The organism is Streptomyces sp. NPDC092370, assembly GCF_044755265.1.
Classification (GTDB): domain Bacteria; phylum Actinomycetota; class Actinomycetes; order Streptomycetales; family Streptomycetaceae; genus Streptomyces.
Genome location: NZ_JBIVQO010000008.1, coordinates 42,233 through 60,830, shown reverse-complemented (window position 1 = coordinate 60,830; position 18,598 = coordinate 42,233). Strand labels below are relative to the sequence as shown.

Below are 18,598 nucleotides of genomic sequence, written 5' to 3'. Positions count from 1 at the left end.
CTCAAGCGTTCCCCCGGCACGGGGATGGGCAGCCCGCCGGTTCACACTCTCAGTGACCCACACACCCGACGGGGTGACAAGACCCACCAACCCCAACCACCCGAACGGAGTAACCGTGACTGGCGCAGGCCGGTCGTCGTCGTAACACCGGCTTCCTGGACCGGCCAACCCCCGATCACCTCTTGGCCCAAGGCATATGGGCCCCCACGAAGGTCCCTGCCTCTCATTGCATCTGCCGGTGCCGGGAGCCCTCCATCGCGCGTTCGGAGCACGTGGAGGACGATGACCCACCGGCACTTCAACCCCGCTGATCTAGCGGCGATTTTGGGATTCGCGTCGGGCTCGCGGCGAGCCCTTCACGCGCGAAAGCGTCACGTTTCCGGGTGGCAGGGGCGCACATAATGCGCTGGGCCATCCGTGTGAGGTGCTCTGATGCGCATTGTTGTCGCCACGGCGCAAGGGGATTATCGGAGACGGATCCAACCGGTGGGCCGTCCTTCTCGCCGGGGGGTGCGGCAGTCGACCACCTGCAGCTTTCCCGGGAAAGCCTGGGTGATCACAACGACATACCGCGATGGGCACCCTGGTGGAGAAATGGATCCCGTCAGCCGGTGCTGCTTGCAGCACCGGCTGACGCAGCAGATCACACTGCCTTCCCGCCATCACGTAGTGCGGGAATTCGATCCGCCGACGGCGAGACCGCATTCCGCGCCAAAGACGGCGCAGTCGCTCGGGCAACACCGACAACAGTCATTCGGAAAACGCAAACAGCAATCGCTCCGACAGCGTGTCGGATGCCGGAACCAGGCTGTCCACGGCCGCGTCGTTGCCCATGCCAACGCCGGCCGGCCGGACCGCACACGCCCACGTCACCCGTACCGACGCGGAGCCCGGCTGGTCCCCGGCCCGGAAAGGAACGCCGTAGCGGTCCGGGCGGCGGACGAGCCCTCCCTGCCCTGCCCTCGCACCCGCAGTGCTACACACCGGCGTAGGAGTGCTTGCCCGAAACGAAGATGTTCACGCCGTAGTAGTTGAACAGCCAGCAGCCGAAAGCGATCAGGGCCAGGTAGGCGGCCTTGCGGCCCTTCCAGCCGGCGGTCGCGCGGGCGTGCAGGTAGCAGGCATAGGCGACCCAGGTGATGAAGGACCAGGTCTCCTTCGGGTCCCAGCCCCAGTAGCGGCCCCAGGCGTCACCGGCCCAGATGGCGCCCGCGATGATCGTGAACGTCCACAGCGGGAAGACGGCCGCGTTGACGCGGTAGGAGAACTTGTCGAGGGAGGCGGAGGAGGGCAGCCGCTCCAGGACGGAGGTCGCGAAGGTGCCGGGCGTACCACCGCTCGCCAGCTTGCTCTCGTAGGAGTCCTTGAAGAGGTACAGGATCGTGGCGACCGCGCCCACGTAGAAGACCGCGCCGCAGAAGATCGCCGTCGAGACGTGGATGTACAGCCAGTACGAGTGCAGGGCCGGGACCAGCTGGTCGCTGGCGGTGTAGAGGACCGTGACCGCCAGACCCAGGTCGAGCAGGACCGAGGTGATCAGGAACAGGCCGAGCCAGCGCACGTTCTTCTTCAGGGCCAGCAGCCCGAGGTACACGCCGACCGCGACCGTGGAGAACGTGATGTTGAACTCGTACATGTTGCCCCACGGCGCCCGCTCCACCGACAGGGCGCGGGTCAGGACACCGCCGAACTCGATCAGGAAGGCGAGCACCGTGAGGGAGATGGCGATCCGGCCGTACAGGTCGCCCTGCTCGTCCCCGCCGTGCGCCCCGGGGCCGTCCGGCACGTCGCGCCGGCCGGCCGCGGTCCGCACGGTGACCTTCGGCCGCTCCAGCACGGCGGTGCCACCGGCCTGGTTCACGGTGACGGCCGGTGCCTGCTTGGCGTCCGCCTCGGTGGTGAGCGCGGCCGCGGTCCGGGCGACCTTGCTGCGGCTGCCGAAGAGCCATTCGGCGATGTACGCGAAGAAGGCCAGGGTGTAGACGGCCATCGCGGAGTAGATCAGCACATTGCTGATGCTCGCGAGGTTTTCGTTGGTGGCGGCGGCGAGAGTCACTTCTCAGCCCCTTCGGCAGGTACGGGGGTTGCGGTACCCGGCTCCTGAGCGGTGTCGGGGGAATCTGCGGGGTCGTCCGGGCCGGGCGCGCCCGGTGCCTGGTCGTACAGGACTCCGGCGAGGTCGCCGAGCTCCTCGGGGACCTTGGCGGACTCGCTGCGGCCGAGGCCGGCCATCTCGACGACGGTGACGCCGTCGGCGCCCTTGACCGCGCGCACCCAGACGCGGCGGCGCTGGATGAACAGGGAGGCGGCGAGGCCGCCGATCGCGGCGAGGGCACCGGCGAGGGCCCAGCCGCTGCCGGGCTGCTGGGCGATCTGGAAGCCGGCCCACTCCTTGATGTCCTTGCCGAAGGTGACCGAACCGGCGCCGTTCGGGAGGGTCATGGTCTCGCCGGGCTTCAGCAGCTTCTTGAACAGCTTGCCCTGGGAGTCCTTGAACTCCTTCATGTTGGTGCGGTCCATCTGGTACACGCTCTGCGGGATGCCCGAGTCGGCCCCCAGGTCGCCGTGGTAGGCGGACAGCGCGAGCAGCGGATTGTCCAGCGCGGGGAACTGCGACAGCATCGTGCCGCTGGCGGAGCCGCCGAAGGTCGGCACGAAGAACGCGTTGAAGCCGAGCTGCTCCTTCTTGCCCTGCTGGTCGCGGTAGCCGTCGAGGACCTTGACGACACCGGAGGAGGTGACGTTGGCGTCCAGCGGCAGCAGCGGTACGGCGTCGTCGAAGACGACCTTGCCCTTGGCGTCGCGGACGGTGATGACGGGCGCGTAGCCGTGGCTGACGAGGTAGACCTTGGAGTCGCCGATCTCCAGCGGGTGGTTCACCTCGATGGTGTCGTTCTCGTCCTTGCCGTAGGCGCCCGCGCTGTAGGTGAGGTCGGCCTTGAAGACGCGGGGGGTGCCCTTGTTGGGGCCGGTGCGCTCGTAGGCGCCGGTGAACTGCTTCAGGTTGAAGCTGAACGGCACCAGGTCGTCGGACGTGAAGAGGTTGCCGGACTTGAAGTCGTCGTACTGGGTGAGGGTGTTGGAGAACCCGTCGCCCTCGACGACGAGCTTGTTGCCCTCGGACTTGTACAGCTGGCCCCAGGCGAAGGCGATCAGCATCACGATGAGGGCGATGTGGAAGACGAGGTTGCCCGTCTCGCGCAGGTAGCCCTTCTCCGCGGCGACGGCGTCACCGGTGAGGTGGGCGCGGAAGCGGCGCTTCCTCAGCAGGGCCAGCGCGGCCCGGTGGACCTGCTCGGGTTCGGCCGTGGTGCGCCAGGTGGTGTGGGCGGGCAGCCGGTTCAGCCGCCGGGGCGCGCCGGGCGGCAGGCCGCGCAACTGGCCCACGAACTGCCAGGTGCGGGGCACGATGCAGCCGATGAGGGAGACGAACAGCAGGATGTAGATCGCGGAGAACCACACCGAGCCGTAGACGTGGAACATGCCGAGCTTGTCGTAGACGTCCGAGAGGGTCGGGTGGGCCTTGCGGAAGTCGGCGACCTTCGTCTCGTCCTGGCCGGACTGCGGGATGAGCGAGCCGGGGATCGCGCCGAGGGAGAGCAGCAGGAGCAGCAGCAGGGCGACCCGCATGGAGGTCAGCTGCCGCCAGAACCAGCGGACCCAGCCGATGACGCCCAGGGCGGGGAGGTGGGGCGCGTCCTCCTTGGGGGCGGTGGACAGCTGGGAGCCGGCGTCGCCCAGCTCCCGGTCCTCGGCGGCGGACGGGGCCGGGTCGGAGGCGGTGGTCTTGCTCATCGATCAGATCCCCACAGTGAAGCCGTCGGACCAGACCTGCATCTCCTGCACGATGCGGTCCCACGCGCCGGTCAGCAGCAGCAGACCGGTCACGATCATCATGGTGCCGCCGACCCGCATCACCCAGACGTAGTGGCGCTTGATCCAGCCGAAGGCTCCCAGGGCCTTGCGGAAGGCGACCGCGGCGAGCACGAAGGGCACGCCCAGGCCCAGACAGTACGCGATGGTCAGGACGGCTCCGCGTCCGGCGCTGCCCTGGTCCAGGGCGAGTGTCTGCACGGCGGACAGTGTCGGGCCGATGCAGGGCGTCCAGCCGATGCCGAACAGCGCACCGAGCACCGGGGCGCCGGCGAGACCGGCTGCCGGCTTCTTGTGGAAACGGAACTCGCGCTGGGTGAGCCCGGGCATCAGGCCCATGAAGAAGACGCCCATGAGGATCATGAAGACGCCCAGCACCTTGGACAGGACGCCCCGCTCCTCCTGGAGTGTCTGGCCGAAGTATCCGAAGAGGGCCCCACCGGAGACGAACACGGCCGTGAAACCCAGCACGAACAGGGAGGCGCCGGCGACCATCCGGCCGCGCCGGGCCTCGGCCAGGTCGGTGCCGCTGACCCCGGTGACGTAGGAGAGGTAGCCGGGGACCAAGGGCAGCACGCAGGGCGAGAAGAAGGAGACGAGTCCGCCCAGCAGCGCGATCGGGAGGGCCACCAGCAGGGCACCGTTGAGTACCGTGCCGTTGGGGTCCGCGACCGCGGCGAGCGTGGTGACTGCGCTCACGTCACTACTCCGCTCACTTCTCGGCGACGACCGGCTTGAGCATCTTCAGCAGCCGTTCCTCGCTGAGCGCGGACAGCGAGCGGGCCGCGATCTTGCCGTCCCGGTCGAGCACGAGCGTGGAGGGGACCGTCTGCGGGTTGAGCGTGCCCTTCTCGAAGCGGAGCATGAGCTTGCCGGTCGGGTCGTACAGGCTCGGGTAAGCAATCCCGAAGTCCTCCTCGAAGGCGGCGGCGGACTTCAGGTTGGTGTCCCGGGTGTTGATGCCGACGAACTGCACGCCCTTGCCGGCGTACTCCTTGGAGACCTTCGCGAAGTTCTTGGCCTCGGCGCGGCAGGGGTTGCACCAGGACCCCCATACGTTGAGGACGACGACCTTGCCCTTGTAGTCGGCGACGTCGAGGGTCTTGCCGGCGACGGTCTTGCCGGACAGGTCGGGGGCCGGGGTGCGCTTGCCCTCGGCGACCGTGGCGACGCCGTCGGTGCCGGTGACGAAGTTGGTGTTGCCGCCCCCGCCGGAGGTCCCGCCGGAGCCGCACGCGGAGACGAGCAGCGCGGTCGCGGCGAGCCCGGCGATCAGGGCGGCGTCACGGCGGGCACGACAGGTGCGCCCGGTGGCACGCGGCGAGCGGTCGGAGCGCAGGGGGGCACGGCTGGCGGCACTCATGTGAAAAGTTTCGCATGCCCGTTCCGGGGTTCTCGCCCACCCCCCTTGCGGGTGGAAAACCGCATTTCAGGCAGCGTCCTTCGAGGCGCCTGAGCTCGGTGTGGCGGTCCGGCCGGTGAACTCCCGCCAGCCACCGGCCGGCTGCTGTCCGACGCCGAGCGTGCGGAGCTTGTCGAGCACCTCGGGCTTCTGCACGTCCAGCCAGTCGGTGAACTGCCGGAAGGAGACGAGACGCACATCAGCACCCTTCTCCTTCTCCCGTGCGATGTGCTTGAAGGCCTCTTCGACGGCGTCCATGTAGAGGCCGCCGTTCCACTGCTCGAAGTGGTTGCCGATGAAGAAGGGTGCCCGATTTGTCTCGTATGCCCGCTTGAAGCCCTGGATGTACGCCTGCGCCGACTGCTTCCGCCAGCCCGGATAGTTGTGGGCCGGGGCCTTCGTGGAGTTGAGGGACTGGTTGGCCAGCATGTTGTAGTCCATCGACAGGACCTCGAAGCCGCGCCCGGGGAAAGGTATCTGCTGTAGGGGCAGGTCCCATATGCCCTGACGCTTGCCCGGCCAGACCTGGAGGCCGCCCGGCGAGGAGGCGTCGTAGCGCCAGCCGAGCTCGCGGGCGGTGGGCAGCAGGTTGTCCCGGCCGAGCAGACAGGGCGTACGGCCGCCGACGAGCTCCTTGTCGTAGTCGAACGGCAGCGACGGCAGGTCGGTCCAGCCGGTGTTGGTGCGCCACTCCTTCACGAAGGATTTCGCCTGGTCGATCTCGCTGCGCCACTGCTGGGGCGTCCAGTTCTTGACCGAGCCGTGGGACTCGCCGCAGAAGTGCCCGTTGAAGTGGGTGCCGATCTCGTGGCCTTCCAGCCAGGCCCGGCGGACGTTCTTCAGCGTGTCCTTGATGTGCGCGTCGGTGAGGTAGCCGATGTCGGAGGCGCCGCGCGGGTTGTTCGGCGGGTCGTAGAGACGCTTCTTCGACTCGGGCAGCAGGTACAGCCCGGACAGGAAGAAGGTCATGCTCGCGCCGTGCTCCTTGGCGAGGTCCAGGAAACGCGGGAAGAGGCCGTTGCCGACCTCGCCGGCGCCGTCCCAGGAGAACACGACGAACTGCGGCGGGGTCTGGCCCGGCTCCAGCGGCTCGGGCTTCGCGGGCTGGTGGGGCTGCTTGCCGGTGTGGGCGGTGGAGCCGTCGCCGATGGGACGGGCGGCGGGCTTGGGCTTCGGCTTCGATCCGCCCTGGGCGGAGTCGCCGCCGGAACCGTCGGCGCGGCCGGAATCGTCCGAGCCCGTGAGACCGCCGCAGCCGGCGAGCGAGACAGCGGCGGCGGCTCCCGCGCCGATTCCGAGCATTCCCCTGCGGGAGAGAGCGCGCATGGCATCCCCGATTCGTACGTCGTGCTGGTCACCCAGTGAGAGGACGTGACGAACGAAGAGGTTCCGCCGGAATGCGCAGATTCCGTAATGAAGCAGTCGTAAGCGATCAGAAGGGGCCGAACCGAAGGTGCCTTCACGCCTACCGAGCGCCCCGCGCGGGCGCACCCACCCCCGTCCACCACTCCGGCGACGAGCCCGCGAGCATGCGCTTCCCGCCGCCTCCCGGCCACCGGGGCGCGCGTCCGCGACGGCGTCCAGCCACCAGGCCATCATGAACGGCCCCGGCTACCGTCCGGACAAGCGCCCCGGGAACCCCACCGACAAGCACGCCAAGCCGTCGGTCAGGTAGCCGCCGTCGGCGTCCGGGGCTGGGGAATCACGTGACCGGGCTTGAAGGCCGCTACGGGCGAGTATGGAGGGGCGGCGAGTGGTCACCGGCTCCGCGACGTCGTCACTGGGGCCGGAGACGCTGCCCGTTCAGGGCGCTCTCTCAACGACTTCAAGAGTCGTATATAGGAACTGTTGAACCGAGCGCCTTTGTCCATGTAGGCAGCCCCGACCATGGCGCCTTCCCGGAGGTACGCGACGAGCACCCCCTGGTCCAGTTGATCCAGATCTCCGCAGACGGTCTCCATCGAATCCGAGATCTTCGGGTTGCCGGCAATCTGGATACGCAGGCCGAGTACTTCCGTGGACATGCTGGGGAAGTATCCGATCCGGGAGGTCGCCGAACCGTACCCCAAGGCCGACGCCAAAGACCTGCCCGCAAGATCACCGGTGTCGATCGCATTCTTCCAGAATTCCATGCGCGTAAGGTTGCCGACCGTCCACGGGTCAGGGTAACGAGCTATGTCCCCGGCCGCGAAAACATTCGACCACGGTGACACACGCATGTATTCATCGACGCGCACCCCGTCGGACAAATCCAGACCATTCCCATGCAACCATTCCACATTGGGAACACTTCCGATCGCCTCGATGAAAAGAGATCGGTCGGGTGGTCCGGAAGCGGGCTCCGGATTCGACGGTGCAACGTCACAGAGCAGTTCTCTCGCGGAATCGCCCGTCAAGAACCTGATGCCGTGCTGAACGAGCCAGCGACCAAGCGCCATCGCGACACGCTCACCCAGGACGCTCTCGAACGGCCCGCGTCGCAGCGCTTCCAGCATGAGGACTTCACAGCCGTACTCTCTGGCCAGCGAAGCCAGCTCGCAGGCGACGAAGCCGGCGCCTACCAAGGTGACCTTGTCGCTCGTCTGGAGCCGATGGTGGATGTAGCGCGCATCGCCCAGACCACGCAGGGTCCGATGCGTGTGAAGCTCGCACTCCCCGTCGCCCCGGAACGAGGCACGCGGGCGTACACCTGCGGCGATCACCAGGCCGTCGTACTCGAATGTCTCACCTGTGCTCAGATGCAGAATCCTGTCACGCAGGTCCGCGGCCTCGACCCTGGTACCGAGGCGCCAGGTCAGCGCGTCATTCTCGGCCCCATTCACCTTCACATCCTCGGCGATCGTCATGTCAAGGGCATCCGACAAGGGATACCGCTTCTTCGTCAGACCCGGCCGATTGTAGGTTCGGTGAGCCTCGTCCCCGAAAATGACGATCCTGGCGTCCGCCTTGCATGTGAGTATCGCCTTGGCCGCCCGCAGTCCGGCTATACCGGAGCCGACTATGCCGATACGCGGCCGCCCATCAACCGCCGACGGCATCACGATTTCAGAAAGATCGCTTGCAGAGGGCAGGAGTCGACAGCGTCCTCGATGTCACTGACGTTCTCCTCATCGAACACTTCCTGATATTGAAGCTCCCCATCGGCGTCGAGTTCGAAGTTGGTCGGGGCCGAGATCGCGCACTGTCCATGGTTCTGGCACTTGACCCTGTCGACGAAAATCTTCATGGTCCCTGATCTTCCATCGCTCGTCCCTTTCGCCGGCCCATGCTCCGGCGATCATGACCCTACGAGCCTCCGCGCGGCGAAGGGAAGCAGTGACGGGTGGCCTGAAGCGGTCCTGACCTGTTCAGGCCGGTGGCGGGCCGGCCAGGGGCCGGGTCGGCGAAGCCGGCGCGCTGCGCTGTGTTTCTCCAACCGTCGGCCGGGCACCCGAAGTCGACCTTGGGGGGTGGAGAGCATACGGAGCCCCGGGTTGCGCAGAACCATATACGGTGGTTCGCGTATGCTTGCCCTGCAGGAGTCAACCGGCTAAGGTGGTTCCATGGCGGTGGTTTATTTCCCTGAGTTCCGTCTGGGCAAGGTGCTCGCGACCAGCTTCACGGGGACCCTGTCGGAGCGTTACGGCGAGACGCTGGAGCGCATCCCCGTGCCATCCCGGCTGGCGGACTGGCTGGAAGTCCATGGACTCGCCGTCGACGCCTGCAGCCATTCCCAGCTCGACCACGCCCGGGAGCTACGGGAATCGATTCACGCAGCCGCCACCGCCGTCGCGAACCAGGACCCGCCTCCCTCGTCGGCTGTCCAAGTCATCAATGACTGCAGTATCGACGGTCTGGCCTCGGCGATTTTGACGCCCGAGGGCAAGCGGGAATGGCGGCTGGCTTCTGCTTCCGCAGAAGACGCGCTCAGCGTGATCGCCGCCGATGCGATCAGCCTCCTGGCGGGAGAACGAGAAGGAAAAATTTCGTTGTGCGCATCGCCGACGTGCCGAGCCGCCTTCTTCGACACCAGTCGCGGCCACACCCGCAGATGGTGCGACATGAACACGTGCGGGAATCGTGAAAAAAAGGCACGCTTCCTCGCCAACAAGCGCAAGCAGTCAAGCCTTTCCGACTGACCGTGCCGTCCGATCGCCGGTCATCGTGATTTCGTGGTAGCGAGACTTCCGCGCTTCGTGGTCTCGCTACCGCACGCTGTTCACAAGGGGGAGTCACATGTTCGATGTTCTGGGAATGGACGCCACGGCCGAAGTGGTCTACCGCGAGATGCTGGCGCACCCGCAGGACGGTGTGGCCGATCTGATGCGCCGTCTCCAGATGACCGAGCACGCTGTATTGACAGCACTCGACACCCTCAGCGAACTGGCGTTGATACGGAGTTCCTCCGAAGACCCCCGGAACTTCCACGCAGTTGAGCCACACCTGGCCGCGGACATTCTGCTGGCGAGGCAGCGAGCCGAGCTCGCCGCGCAACAGAAACGTGTACAAGAGGCTCAGGCTGCCGCTGTACGCCTCAAATCGGAGTTCACCCGGGGCAGGGAAGAGTTACTTCGCCTGAACGGGGTCGACTGCGTCCGCGACTACCTGGCGACTCTGTACGACAGGGTCGAGGAGGAGCTGTTGACCTTCGCTCCGGGCGGAGCCCAGACGGCGGCCAATGTGCGCAGTTCGCGGCCCCTCGCCGAGAACCTGCTCGAGCGCGGCGTGCGGATGCGCACCGTCTATCTGGACAGCGCCCGCAACGACCCCGCCACGGTGGCGCACGCGGAGTGGCTGGCAACGCTCGGCGGGCGGATACGGACCGTCCCCTGCTTACCCAACCGCATGATCATCTGCGACCGGAGGATCGCCGTCGTCGCCGCCGACTGTGATGACACCGCTGCCGGGGCGGTGGTTCTGCAGACACCAGGAGTGGTCTCCTCTCTGTACGCCCTGTTCGATTGTGTCTGGCAGTCCGCCCGGCCGATGGCCGCGACCGCCTTACCCGCGGATACGCAGAGGCTGAATCCACAGCAGACGGAGGTCCTGCGGCTGTTGTCCCAAGGGCACACCGACGAATCCGTCGCGGCCCGGTTGGGTGTGTCGGCTCGCACGGCACGCCGCATCGCCACGAAACTCATGGACCACCTCGGCGCACGAAGCCGCTTCCAGGCCGGTGTTCACGCGGTCGCGAGGGGGCTCATCCGGCCATGACGGCCCGTGTGCTCGTCGGTCGACACGTGTGGAAGGGTTGACGATCCGAAGAGGACAATTGCCTCATGTATCTTGTCCATCTCGCTGTCTCCCCTCCGGGTGACGCCCCCCTGCCTGCCGAGATCAGGCAGATGCTGGAAGCCACCGCACCGGACGTCCTCGAACACGTCAGCGTGCATCTCCAGTCACGACCTCACCCCGTCATCGGTCTCTTCCTGCGCGTCGCGTCTTTGAACGAGGCCGAGTCGACCGCGGAGCAGATCTGGGTGCGCGCGGCCACCGCCTGCCCCCAGCTGGCCGAATGGTGCCTACGACGCGCTGAAGCGCCGCTCATGCGCTACGAGACGGATTGAGATCTCTCAGCCTGATCCGATCCGTATCAGGGTGTCCCCGCCGGCGAGCAGGATGACGCCGCCGCCCTGCTGCTGAGCGATCTCCTCACAGTCATGCCTCACGGGCAGCCAGGCGCGAGGCCCGCTGCCGCCGCGCCTTCCGTGTGGATGCCCTGATGGCCTTTTTCCTGCTGCCGTCACGAACGCTCGACGGTACCGCTGCGCCGGTTGGCCACCACGCGAATGTGGACCTTTCCATAAGTTTGATTCATGATGCACGGGGAATATCGCGGCGCCTGCGCCCCATTGGACGGACACCCCGTTCGTCCAGGGCCTGAATAGGTCAGGACCGATTTAGTCCAACCGCTAGTTCTTCCTTTGCCGCGCGACGGCTCGCAGAATCGTGATTGCTGGAGAACGGACCAGTGAGAGAGGCGAGCGATGAAAGAGCGGACATCCACCTCAGGCAGCTCACTCGCGAGGGAGCAGGCCGTAAGCCGCCGGCTCGATGACGGCGGATGGCAGTGATTGCATGACCACCTCGAATGGCCACATCCAGGGCAATACGATGGCGGCACTCGCCGACGAGTTCGGCACCCCGCTGTTCATCTACGACGCGGACATCCTGGAAGACACGTATCGCAAGCTGCGCGGTGTGCTCCCCGACCGTGTCGATGTGTTCTACTCGCTCAAAGCCAACCCGAACGTCAGTGTCTGCGCACTGCTGAACTCGTTCGGGGCCGGCGCCGAGGTTTCCTCCTATGCAGAACTGGTCACCACTCTGCGAGCCGGGGTCGCACCCCAGGACATCATCTTCCTCGGTCCCGGCAAGGACGAACGAGAACTCACCGCGTGCATCGAAGCCGGCATCCACGCGATTGTCTGCGAATCACTGGACGAACTCGACCAGTTGGACTCGCTGCTGGCAACCGCTGGCCGTGACGAGTTCCCGGTGCTTTTGCGAGTAAACCCTGCCTTTGGCAGCAAGGGGTCAGGACTGGCCATGGGGGGCAAGCCCCGGCAGTTCGGCATCGATGAAGCCGAACTGCGTGAGTCCAAGGACCGACTCGCAGCCCTGCGGCACATCCGGGTGAAGGGGGTGCACGCCTACATGGGGACGCGCTTCCTGAACCACGAGGACGTCGTCCACAACACCCGGCAGATCCTCGCCACCGCGGAGGACCTGGCAGGACGACTCGGCTTCCCCCTGGAGACCGTGGACTTCGGCGGCGGGCTCGGCGTCGCCTACTTCGACAACGAGGAGGACCTGGACCTCGCCGCGCTGGGAACCGGACTGGCGGACGTCCTCTCCTCCTTCTCCGCGCGCAACCCGCACTGCCGGATGATCATGGAGCTGGGCCGGTTCCTGACAGCCATGGCCGGCACTTACCTCATCCGGGCCCGCTACGTGAAGAACTCCATGGGGGAGAGCTTCGTGGTCGCCGATGGCGGCACCAACCACCACATGGCCGCCGTCGGTGTCGGAAGCTTCGTCAAGCGCAACTTCCCGATCCGCCACGTGGGGAACCGGGCCGCCGGGGCGCTGCGGCCCTACAGCGTGACCGGGCCGCTGTGCACACCCAACGACGTCATCGCCAAGAAGGTCCAGCTGCCGGAGGTGCGGCCGGGGGACCTGCTGGCAGTGGAGCGGTCCGGGGCCTACGGACCCACCGCCTCACCCGGACTCTTCCTCAGTCACGGTTTCCCGGCCGAGGTGATGGTGCACCGCGGGCGGGCCCATCTGATCCGGGAACGCGACACCACGGAGGATCTGCTGGCCAAGCAGCACCTCGTCGACTTCCGCACCGCGTCCGGATGACCGCCGTGGCAAGCCGGGCCGCCCGGGTCGGGCTGGATGTCCTGGACTGCTCGGAACTCCGCCGCCTGGTCGAGCGGCCCTGGTTCCTGCGCTTCAGTTTCGCCCCGGAGGAACTGGTCCATGCCGAGACCCTCGGCGACCGTCGGCGCCTGGAGTTCCTCGCGGGCCGTTTCGCCGCCAAGGAGGCCATCCTCAAGGTCTTGGGCATCGGCTTCCTCCAGGGCGTGGCGCCGCGGGAGATATGCGTGGAGCACACACCGCATGGCGCCCCCGTCGTCCGCTTCCGCGGGAGAGCCGCCCGATTGGCCCCGCCCTCCGTCTCCGTGTCCATCACCCACAAACAGTCCGTAGTGGCCGCGGTCGCCATCGGCATCCCCGACGCCGGCGGTGCGGCAGCCGCAAACGGACGCACAGCATCCACAGAGCTGAAGGAGCCTGACGCCGTGTCGCCGCCCAGCACCAGCACGACAGCCCCCGCCCAGCGCAGTGCCCGCGATGAACCAACCCCGCCGACCACGGCCTTCCTCCGCGTACGAGTCGGCCAGGAGGAAGCCCATTACGGGGGTGACCTGGTGGACGGCGCCCGCATCCTGCGACTGTTCGGCGATCTGGTCACCGAGATCACCATCCGCACGGACGGCGACGAGGGGCTGCTGGCCCAGTACAGCGATGTCCGCTTCGCCGCGCCCGTGAAGCCGGGCGACTACATCGAGGCACGCGGGCGACTGGTGCGACAGACCAGGCTGCGCCGGGTGGTCGAACTCGAGGCGCACAAGGTCCTCAGCGCCCGCCCGGGAACGGCAGAGAGCGCCGCCGCTGTACTCGACACCCCCCAGCTCGTCTGCTCCGCCACCGCCACCACCGTCGTCCCCTACCGCAGGACGGACACGGCGACCGACCCCGACCCCGTTGCCGAGGAGAGCTGATGGCCCGTACAGCGCAGCTGCTGCATGAACTGCTGGAGGCGGCCGCTGAGCGCAGCCCTCGATCTGCCGCGTTGAGTTCGCAGAGCCGCAGCCTGACCTACGGAGACCTCGCCGACGCCAGCACCAGGATGGCCGCACTCCTGCAACGCGAAGGACTGCGGCGCGGCGACCGGATCGTCGTCACCGCGGCCGACGGGATCGGCATCGCCGTGCTGCTCTACGCGGCCTCCCGCCTGGGCGCCGTCTTCAGCGTGCTGCACGAACAGGTACGCGGCGGGCCTTTGGAACATGTGCTGCGGGACTGCGAACCCAAGCTGCTGGTCTCCGACGATCCCGATGCGGGGCGGACCGCCGCCGGGCACGATGTGCGCTTCCTCGAGCTCGACGAGCTCGTCCGGACCGCGCTCGACGCGGGCACCGACGTGTCGCTCACCCCCAGTGGACAGAGCGCCTTGCCCGTGGACCCGGTCAGCCTGATCTACACCTCGGGTACCACCTCGCTGCCCAAGGCCGTGGTCAGCACCCACCAGCAGGTGCTCTTCGCGGTCTCCGCGATCCAGGAGTGCCTGCGGTATCGCAGCGACGACGTCGTGTACTGCCCCCTGCCGCTCTCCTTCGACTACGGCCTCTACCAGGTCTACCTCGCGGCACTGAGCGGTGCCCGGCTGCACCTGGGCACGGTCGCCGAGGTCGGTCCCCCGCTGCTGCGCAGCCTGGAGGAAGCCGGGGCGACCGTGCTGCCCGCCGTGCCCTCCATCGCCGATCGGCTCGCCTGGCTGCTACGCCGCAGCAGCGGAGGACCGAGCCGCCTGCGGCTGCTGACCAACACCGGAGCGGCCCTGTCCGACACCACCATGTCCGCGCTGCGTGCCGCACTGCCCCAGCTGAGGATCCAGGTGATGTACGGCCTCACGGAGTGCAAGCGCACGGCGATCATGCCGCCGGACGGAGACCTCGACCATCCGGGATCCTGCGGACTGCCGCTGCCGGGCACCGAGGTCTTCGTCATCGACGACGACGGGAACCGGCTGCCTCCCGGACAGACAGGCCAGTTCGTCGTGCGCGGCCCGAACGTCATGGCGGGCTACTGGAAACGCCCCGAACTGACCGCCGAGCGTTTCCCCCGTGCGGAGGGACTCTTCCCCGAGCTGCACACCGGCGACTACGGCTGGCTGGACAAGGAGGGCTACCTCTACTTCTCCGGCCGCCGGGACGACCTGTACAAGGAGCGGGGATTCCGTCTCAGCGCCACCGAGGTGGAAGCCGCCGCGACCCGCGTCGACGGGGTGACCTCGGCCGCCGTGCTGCCGCCCGAGGGCAAGCGGGGCGCGCTCCTCGCGGTGGTCGCCGACATCACCGCGGACGAGGTGCGCGAGGGCATGCGCGACCACATCGAGCCCTTCAAGATCCCGCGGCGCTGCGTCCGCCTCGACGCCCTGCCCACCAACGGCAACGGCAAGGTCGACCGCAAGAAGCTGGCCACTCTGATCGAACAGGGCTCCGCCGCCCCGGTCACCGGCGAGGTCCCGCAGGCCGGCCTCGCCCATTGATCCTCTTCCCACCCGACCGCAGCAACTCCTCACACCACCGAAGGACATGACCATGGATCGCCAGAATGTCGTCACCGCCCTCGAGAACGCCCTCACCGACGTCCTCGAGCGCCCCGTCACCGGCCTCACCGGCGACGTGAAGCTCTTCGACGATCTGCACCTCGACTCGACCACCATGCTCGAGATGCTGATGGCCCTGGAGGACTCCCTCGGCCTGGTCGTCGACCCGGAGGACCTGGACGCGGACGACTTCGTCTCGGTGGACACCTTCACCGACTTCGTCCTCCGAACGCGGCTCGAGCAGGTTTCGGCATGACGCTCATCCAGCCCGACCTGAGCGTCTTCACGACCCTGGAGTCAGAGGTACGCAGCTACTGCCGCAGCTGGCCCACCGTGTTCGACCGGGCGCAGGGCAGCCGGATGTACGACGAGGACGGGCACGAGTACCTGGACTTCTTCGCCGGCGCCGGATCCTTCAACTACGGCCACAACAACCCGGTGCTGAAACGCGCCCTGCTCGACTATCTGGAGCGCGACGGCGTCACCAACGGCCTGGACATGTCGACCACAGCCAAGCGCGCGTTCCTCGAGTTCTTCCAGAACATGATCCTGCGCCCGCGGGACCTGCCCTACAAGGTCATGTTCCCGGGCCCGACCGGCACCAACGCCGTCGAGGCCGCCCTCAAGCTGGCGCGCAAGGTCAAGGGGCGCGAGACGGTCGTCTCCTTCACCAACGCCTTCCACGGCATGTCACTGGGCGCCCTGGCAGTGACCGGAAACGCCTTCAAACGGGCCGGCGCCGGTGTACCGCTCGTGCACAGCGCTCCCATGCCCTTCGACCACTACATGGGCGGGAAGACACCCGACTTCCTGTGGTTCGAGCAGTTGCTCCGGGACCACGGGTCGGGGCTGGACAAGCCGGCCGCGGTGATCGTGGAGACGATCCAGGGCGAGGGTGGCATCAACGTCGCCCGCCCGCAGTGGCTGCGCGGCCTCGCCCAGCTCTGTCAGCAGCACGACATGCTGCTGATCGTCGACGACATCCAGATGGGCTGCGGCCGCACCGGGGGGTTCTTCTCCTTCGAGGAGGCCGGCATCACCCCGGACATCGTCACCCTCTCCAAGTCCATCAGCGGGTACGGACTGCCCATGTCCCTCTGCCTGTTCCGACCGGAGCTGGACGTCTGGGAGCCGGGCGAACACAACGGCACGTTCCGCGGCAACAACCCGGCCTTCGTCACCGCGGCCGCCGCCCTCAACACCTACTGGGCCGACGACAAGCTGAAGCAGCAGACCCTGGCAAACGCCCGGACCATCGAAGCCGCCCTGCGCGACATCGCCGCGTACCACAGCGGATCCGCCTACCGCGGCCGCGGGATGGTGTGGGGCCTGGAGCTCTCCGACCCCCGGCACGCCGGCCGCGCCACACGCCGAGCCTTCGAACTCGGCCTGCTCATGGAGACCTCCGGAGCACATGGCCAGGTCGTCAAGTTGCTGCCCCCGCTGACCATCACCGGCGACGAACTCGACCACGGGCTGCGCATCCTGCAGCGCGCCGTCTACGAAACGGCATGACAACGCCCGGTGCCCCCGCTGGAGAAAGGATTCACCCCGCCATGACGGCCCACCCGCTGCTGACAGAGATCGAGGCGGTCTGACCATGACGATCAACGCCACCTCCGCAGCCGGCGCAGACCAGAGCACTGCCGCGAACAAGCGGGCGGTCTTCCGGCCACCGGTGCCCGAGGACGGCCCAGCCGTGTGGAACCTGGTCGAGAACACTCCCGGCCTGGACTCCAACAGCGTCTACTACTACACGCTGTGGTTCCGGGATTTCGCTGACGGTTCGCTGATCGCGACCGTGGACGACGAGATCGTCGGCTTCCTCACCGGCTACCGCCGCCCCGACGATCCCGAGACCTACTTCGTCTGGCAAACCGCCGTCAACCCGCGCCACGGCATCCCCTTCCTCGGGGTGAAGCTCTTCCAGGCCGCGGCCGACCAGCAGGTGGCCCAGGGCGCCCGGTACGTCGAGGCCACGGTCTCCGCCGAGAACAAGGCGATCCTCATGGTGCTGAAGCAGTTCGCCAAGAAGCACTCGGCTCACATCGAGACACAGGTGCTGTTCCCCAGCAACCTCTTCCCCGACGGCCACCACGACGAGGTCCTCTACCGCATCGGCCCGTTGACCGCTGGCTGATTCGGCGGCATTCGACGATCAGGAGTCGTTTCCCATGGCGCAGCAACCCACACCTCTGCACCTCGACATCAATGACGCGCACTTTCGCATGGACTCGGAAGAGGTGCGGAAGGCGCGAGCTGCACACTGGTACGCAGAAACCGACTGGGGCATTGCCGTCCTCTCGTACGAGGACAACAGCTTCCTGCTGAAGAACCCCCGTCTGACGCAGGGGTCGGCCAAGTGGCCGGCTCATCACGGCGTGTTCGAGGGGCACTTCGACAGCTGGTGGAAGAAGACCCTGCTGGTGTTGGAGGGCGACGAGCACAACAGGATCCGACGCCTGGTGAACCCCGCGTTCTCTCCGCGCCGGATAGAGCCGTTACGTCCCCGGTTCCGATCCCTGGCGGACAGCCTGATCGACGAGTGGATCGAAGACGGGCAGACAGAGTTCGCCAGTCGCTTCGCCGCGCCGTATTCGACCAGGATCCTGTGCATGATGCTGGGCATCGACGAGGGCGACTGGAAGAAGATCAATCGGCTGGCGTCCACGATCGGGCTCGGTATCGGCGTCACCATCCAGGAGAACATCGCACAGATCGACGAGGCCGTCGTCGAACTCACGCGATATGCGGAGTCCTTGGTGAAGAGCAGGAGGGAGTCACCTCGGAACGACATCCTCAGCACCCTGGTGGAAACGCGGGACGAGGATGACGGCAGGCTCTCGGATCAGGAGCTGATCAACCTCATCATCCTGCTCATATTCGCGGGGATCGACACGACCCGTAACCAGCTGGCGCTGGCTGTCGAATCCTTCTCGAGGCAGCCGGACCAGTGGGAGAAGCTGGCCGCGGACCCGGACCGCTACTCTGCCAAGGCTGTCGAAGAAGTGCTCCGGGTCAATCCGATCAACCGTTGGACCACGCGCGAGGCGGCGGAAACGTTCCAATACAAGGATCGCAGGATCGAGAAGGGCACGACGGTCCACCTGTTCACCCTTTCATCGGGCACCGATCCCGCCGAGTTCGACAATCCGGACCGTATCGACCTCGACGCCGACCGCTCGCCTCATTTCGCGTTCGGTGGCGGCCTGCATCACTGCCTGGGGCATTTCGTCGCACGGGCGGACATGAATGTGGCCCTCTCGGCAATGGCGACGCGGATGACCGATCTACGGGTGGGGGAAGGCGCCGAGTGGCTGCCCGACTCCGGAAACACGGGTGCGAGGAAACTGCCGATCACATTCACTCCGCGTTCCTGAATTCTGCGAACGGCGAAGCTCCTGGTGGACGGGTCCACAGGCAAGACGGCCCATTCCCATCAG

General features: G+C 67.0%; 17 protein-coding genes. 10 read left to right on the top strand and 7 right to left on the bottom strand.

Annotated elements, in window-relative coordinates; genetic code table 11:
• Positions 1 to 976 precede the first annotated feature (976 nt).
• The 7 genes from ccsB to ACIQHQ_RS23715 form a co-directional block, all read right to left on the bottom strand.
• Positions 977 to 2,056, bottom strand: a complete 1,080-nt coding sequence (gene ccsB, locus ACIQHQ_RS23745; protein WP_402614701.1) for a c-type cytochrome biogenesis protein CcsB — start codon at positions 2,054 to 2,056, stop codon at positions 977 to 979.
• The gene (locus ACIQHQ_RS23740; RefSeq protein WP_402614698.1) at positions 2,053 to 3,795 is read right to left on the bottom strand and encodes a cytochrome c biogenesis protein ResB; all 1,743 of its coding nucleotides are present in this window, start codon (positions 3,793 to 3,795) and stop codon (positions 2,053 to 2,055) included. Before ACIQHQ_RS23740 ends, ccsB begins: the two co-directional genes overlap by 4 nt.
• 3 nt (positions 3,796 to 3,798) lie before the next feature.
• Positions 3,799 to 4,572 (bottom strand): cytochrome c biogenesis CcdA family protein, encoded by a 774-nt coding sequence (locus ACIQHQ_RS23735; protein ID WP_402614695.1) that lies wholly within the window; start codon positions 4,570 to 4,572, stop codon positions 3,799 to 3,801.
• Positions 4,573 to 4,585: 13 nt separating this feature from the next.
• The gene (locus ACIQHQ_RS23730) at positions 4,586 to 5,236 is read right to left on the bottom strand and encodes a TlpA family protein disulfide reductase (RefSeq protein ID WP_402614692.1); all 651 of its coding nucleotides are present in this window, start codon (positions 5,234 to 5,236) and stop codon (positions 4,586 to 4,588) included.
• A 66-nt stretch (positions 5,237 to 5,302) separates the two neighbouring features.
• Positions 5,303 to 6,601: a polysaccharide deacetylase family protein gene (locus tag ACIQHQ_RS23725; protein WP_402614689.1), complete on the bottom strand. Its 1,299-nt coding sequence runs from the start codon at positions 6,599 to 6,601 to the stop codon at positions 5,303 to 5,305.
• 431 nt (positions 6,602 to 7,032) lie between these two features.
• Complete coding sequence (locus ACIQHQ_RS23720) at positions 7,033 to 8,313, bottom strand: NAD(P)/FAD-dependent oxidoreductase (protein ID WP_402615320.1); 1,281 nt, start codon at positions 8,311 to 8,313, stop codon at positions 7,033 to 7,035.
• Positions 8,313 to 8,501: a ferredoxin gene (locus ACIQHQ_RS23715; RefSeq protein ID WP_402614686.1), complete on the bottom strand. Its 189-nt coding sequence runs from the start codon at positions 8,499 to 8,501 to the stop codon at positions 8,313 to 8,315. The genes ACIQHQ_RS23720 and ACIQHQ_RS23715 overlap by 1 nt, the downstream gene beginning before the upstream one ends.
• Before the next feature lie 316 nt (positions 8,502 to 8,817).
• Between ACIQHQ_RS23715 and ACIQHQ_RS23710 the strand changes: the two genes are divergently transcribed.
• The 10 genes from ACIQHQ_RS23710 (at position 8,818) to ACIQHQ_RS23665 (ending at position 18,535) form a co-directional block, all read left to right on the top strand.
• Positions 8,818 to 9,393 carry a CGNR zinc finger domain-containing protein gene (locus ACIQHQ_RS23710; protein ID WP_402614683.1) on the top strand — a complete coding sequence of 192 codons (576 nt, stop codon included), beginning with the start codon at positions 8,818 to 8,820 and terminating at the stop codon, positions 9,391 to 9,393.
• A 97-nt stretch (positions 9,394 to 9,490) separates the two neighbouring features.
• A complete protein-coding gene (locus ACIQHQ_RS23705; protein ID WP_402614680.1) occupies positions 9,491 to 10,468 on the top strand; it encodes a LuxR C-terminal-related transcriptional regulator in 978 nt (325 codons plus the stop codon).
• A gap of 65 nt (positions 10,469 to 10,533) precedes the next feature.
• Positions 10,534 to 10,821, top strand: a complete 288-nt coding sequence (locus tag ACIQHQ_RS23700; protein WP_352098984.1) for a hypothetical protein — start codon at positions 10,534 to 10,536, stop codon at positions 10,819 to 10,821.
• A 511-nt stretch (positions 10,822 to 11,332) separates the two neighbouring features.
• A complete protein-coding gene (locus ACIQHQ_RS23695) occupies positions 11,333 to 12,619 on the top strand; it encodes a type III PLP-dependent enzyme (protein ID WP_402614678.1) in 1,287 nt (428 codons plus the stop codon).
• Entirely contained in the window at positions 12,616 to 13,545 is a 930-nt protein-coding gene (locus ACIQHQ_RS23690) for a 4'-phosphopantetheinyl transferase superfamily protein (RefSeq protein WP_402614676.1), read from the top strand. Before ACIQHQ_RS23695 ends, ACIQHQ_RS23690 begins: the two co-directional genes overlap by 4 nt.
• A complete protein-coding gene (locus ACIQHQ_RS23685) occupies positions 13,545 to 15,095 on the top strand; it encodes a class I adenylate-forming enzyme family protein (protein ID WP_402614673.1) in 1,551 nt (516 codons plus the stop codon). The genes ACIQHQ_RS23690 and ACIQHQ_RS23685 overlap by 1 nt, the downstream gene beginning before the upstream one ends.
• Before the next feature lie 52 nt (positions 15,096 to 15,147).
• Positions 15,148 to 15,411 carry an acyl carrier protein gene (locus tag ACIQHQ_RS23680; RefSeq protein WP_402614671.1) on the top strand — a complete coding sequence of 88 codons (264 nt, stop codon included), beginning with the start codon at positions 15,148 to 15,150 and terminating at the stop codon, positions 15,409 to 15,411.
• A complete protein-coding gene (gene ectB / locus ACIQHQ_RS23675) occupies positions 15,408 to 16,670 on the top strand; it encodes a diaminobutyrate--2-oxoglutarate transaminase (protein WP_402614668.1) in 1,263 nt (420 codons plus the stop codon). Before ACIQHQ_RS23680 ends, ectB begins: the two co-directional genes overlap by 4 nt.
• 85 nt (positions 16,671 to 16,755) lie before the next feature.
• Complete coding sequence (ectA, locus tag ACIQHQ_RS23670) at positions 16,756 to 17,295, top strand: diaminobutyrate acetyltransferase (RefSeq protein WP_402614665.1); 540 nt, start codon at positions 16,756 to 16,758, stop codon at positions 17,293 to 17,295.
• 34 nt (positions 17,296 to 17,329) lie between these two features.
• Positions 17,330 to 18,535, top strand: coding sequence for a cytochrome P450 (locus ACIQHQ_RS23665; protein ID WP_402614662.1), 1,206 nt, complete (start codon positions 17,330 to 17,332; stop codon positions 18,533 to 18,535).
• The last annotated feature ends 63 nt before the right edge of the window (positions 18,536 to 18,598 follow it).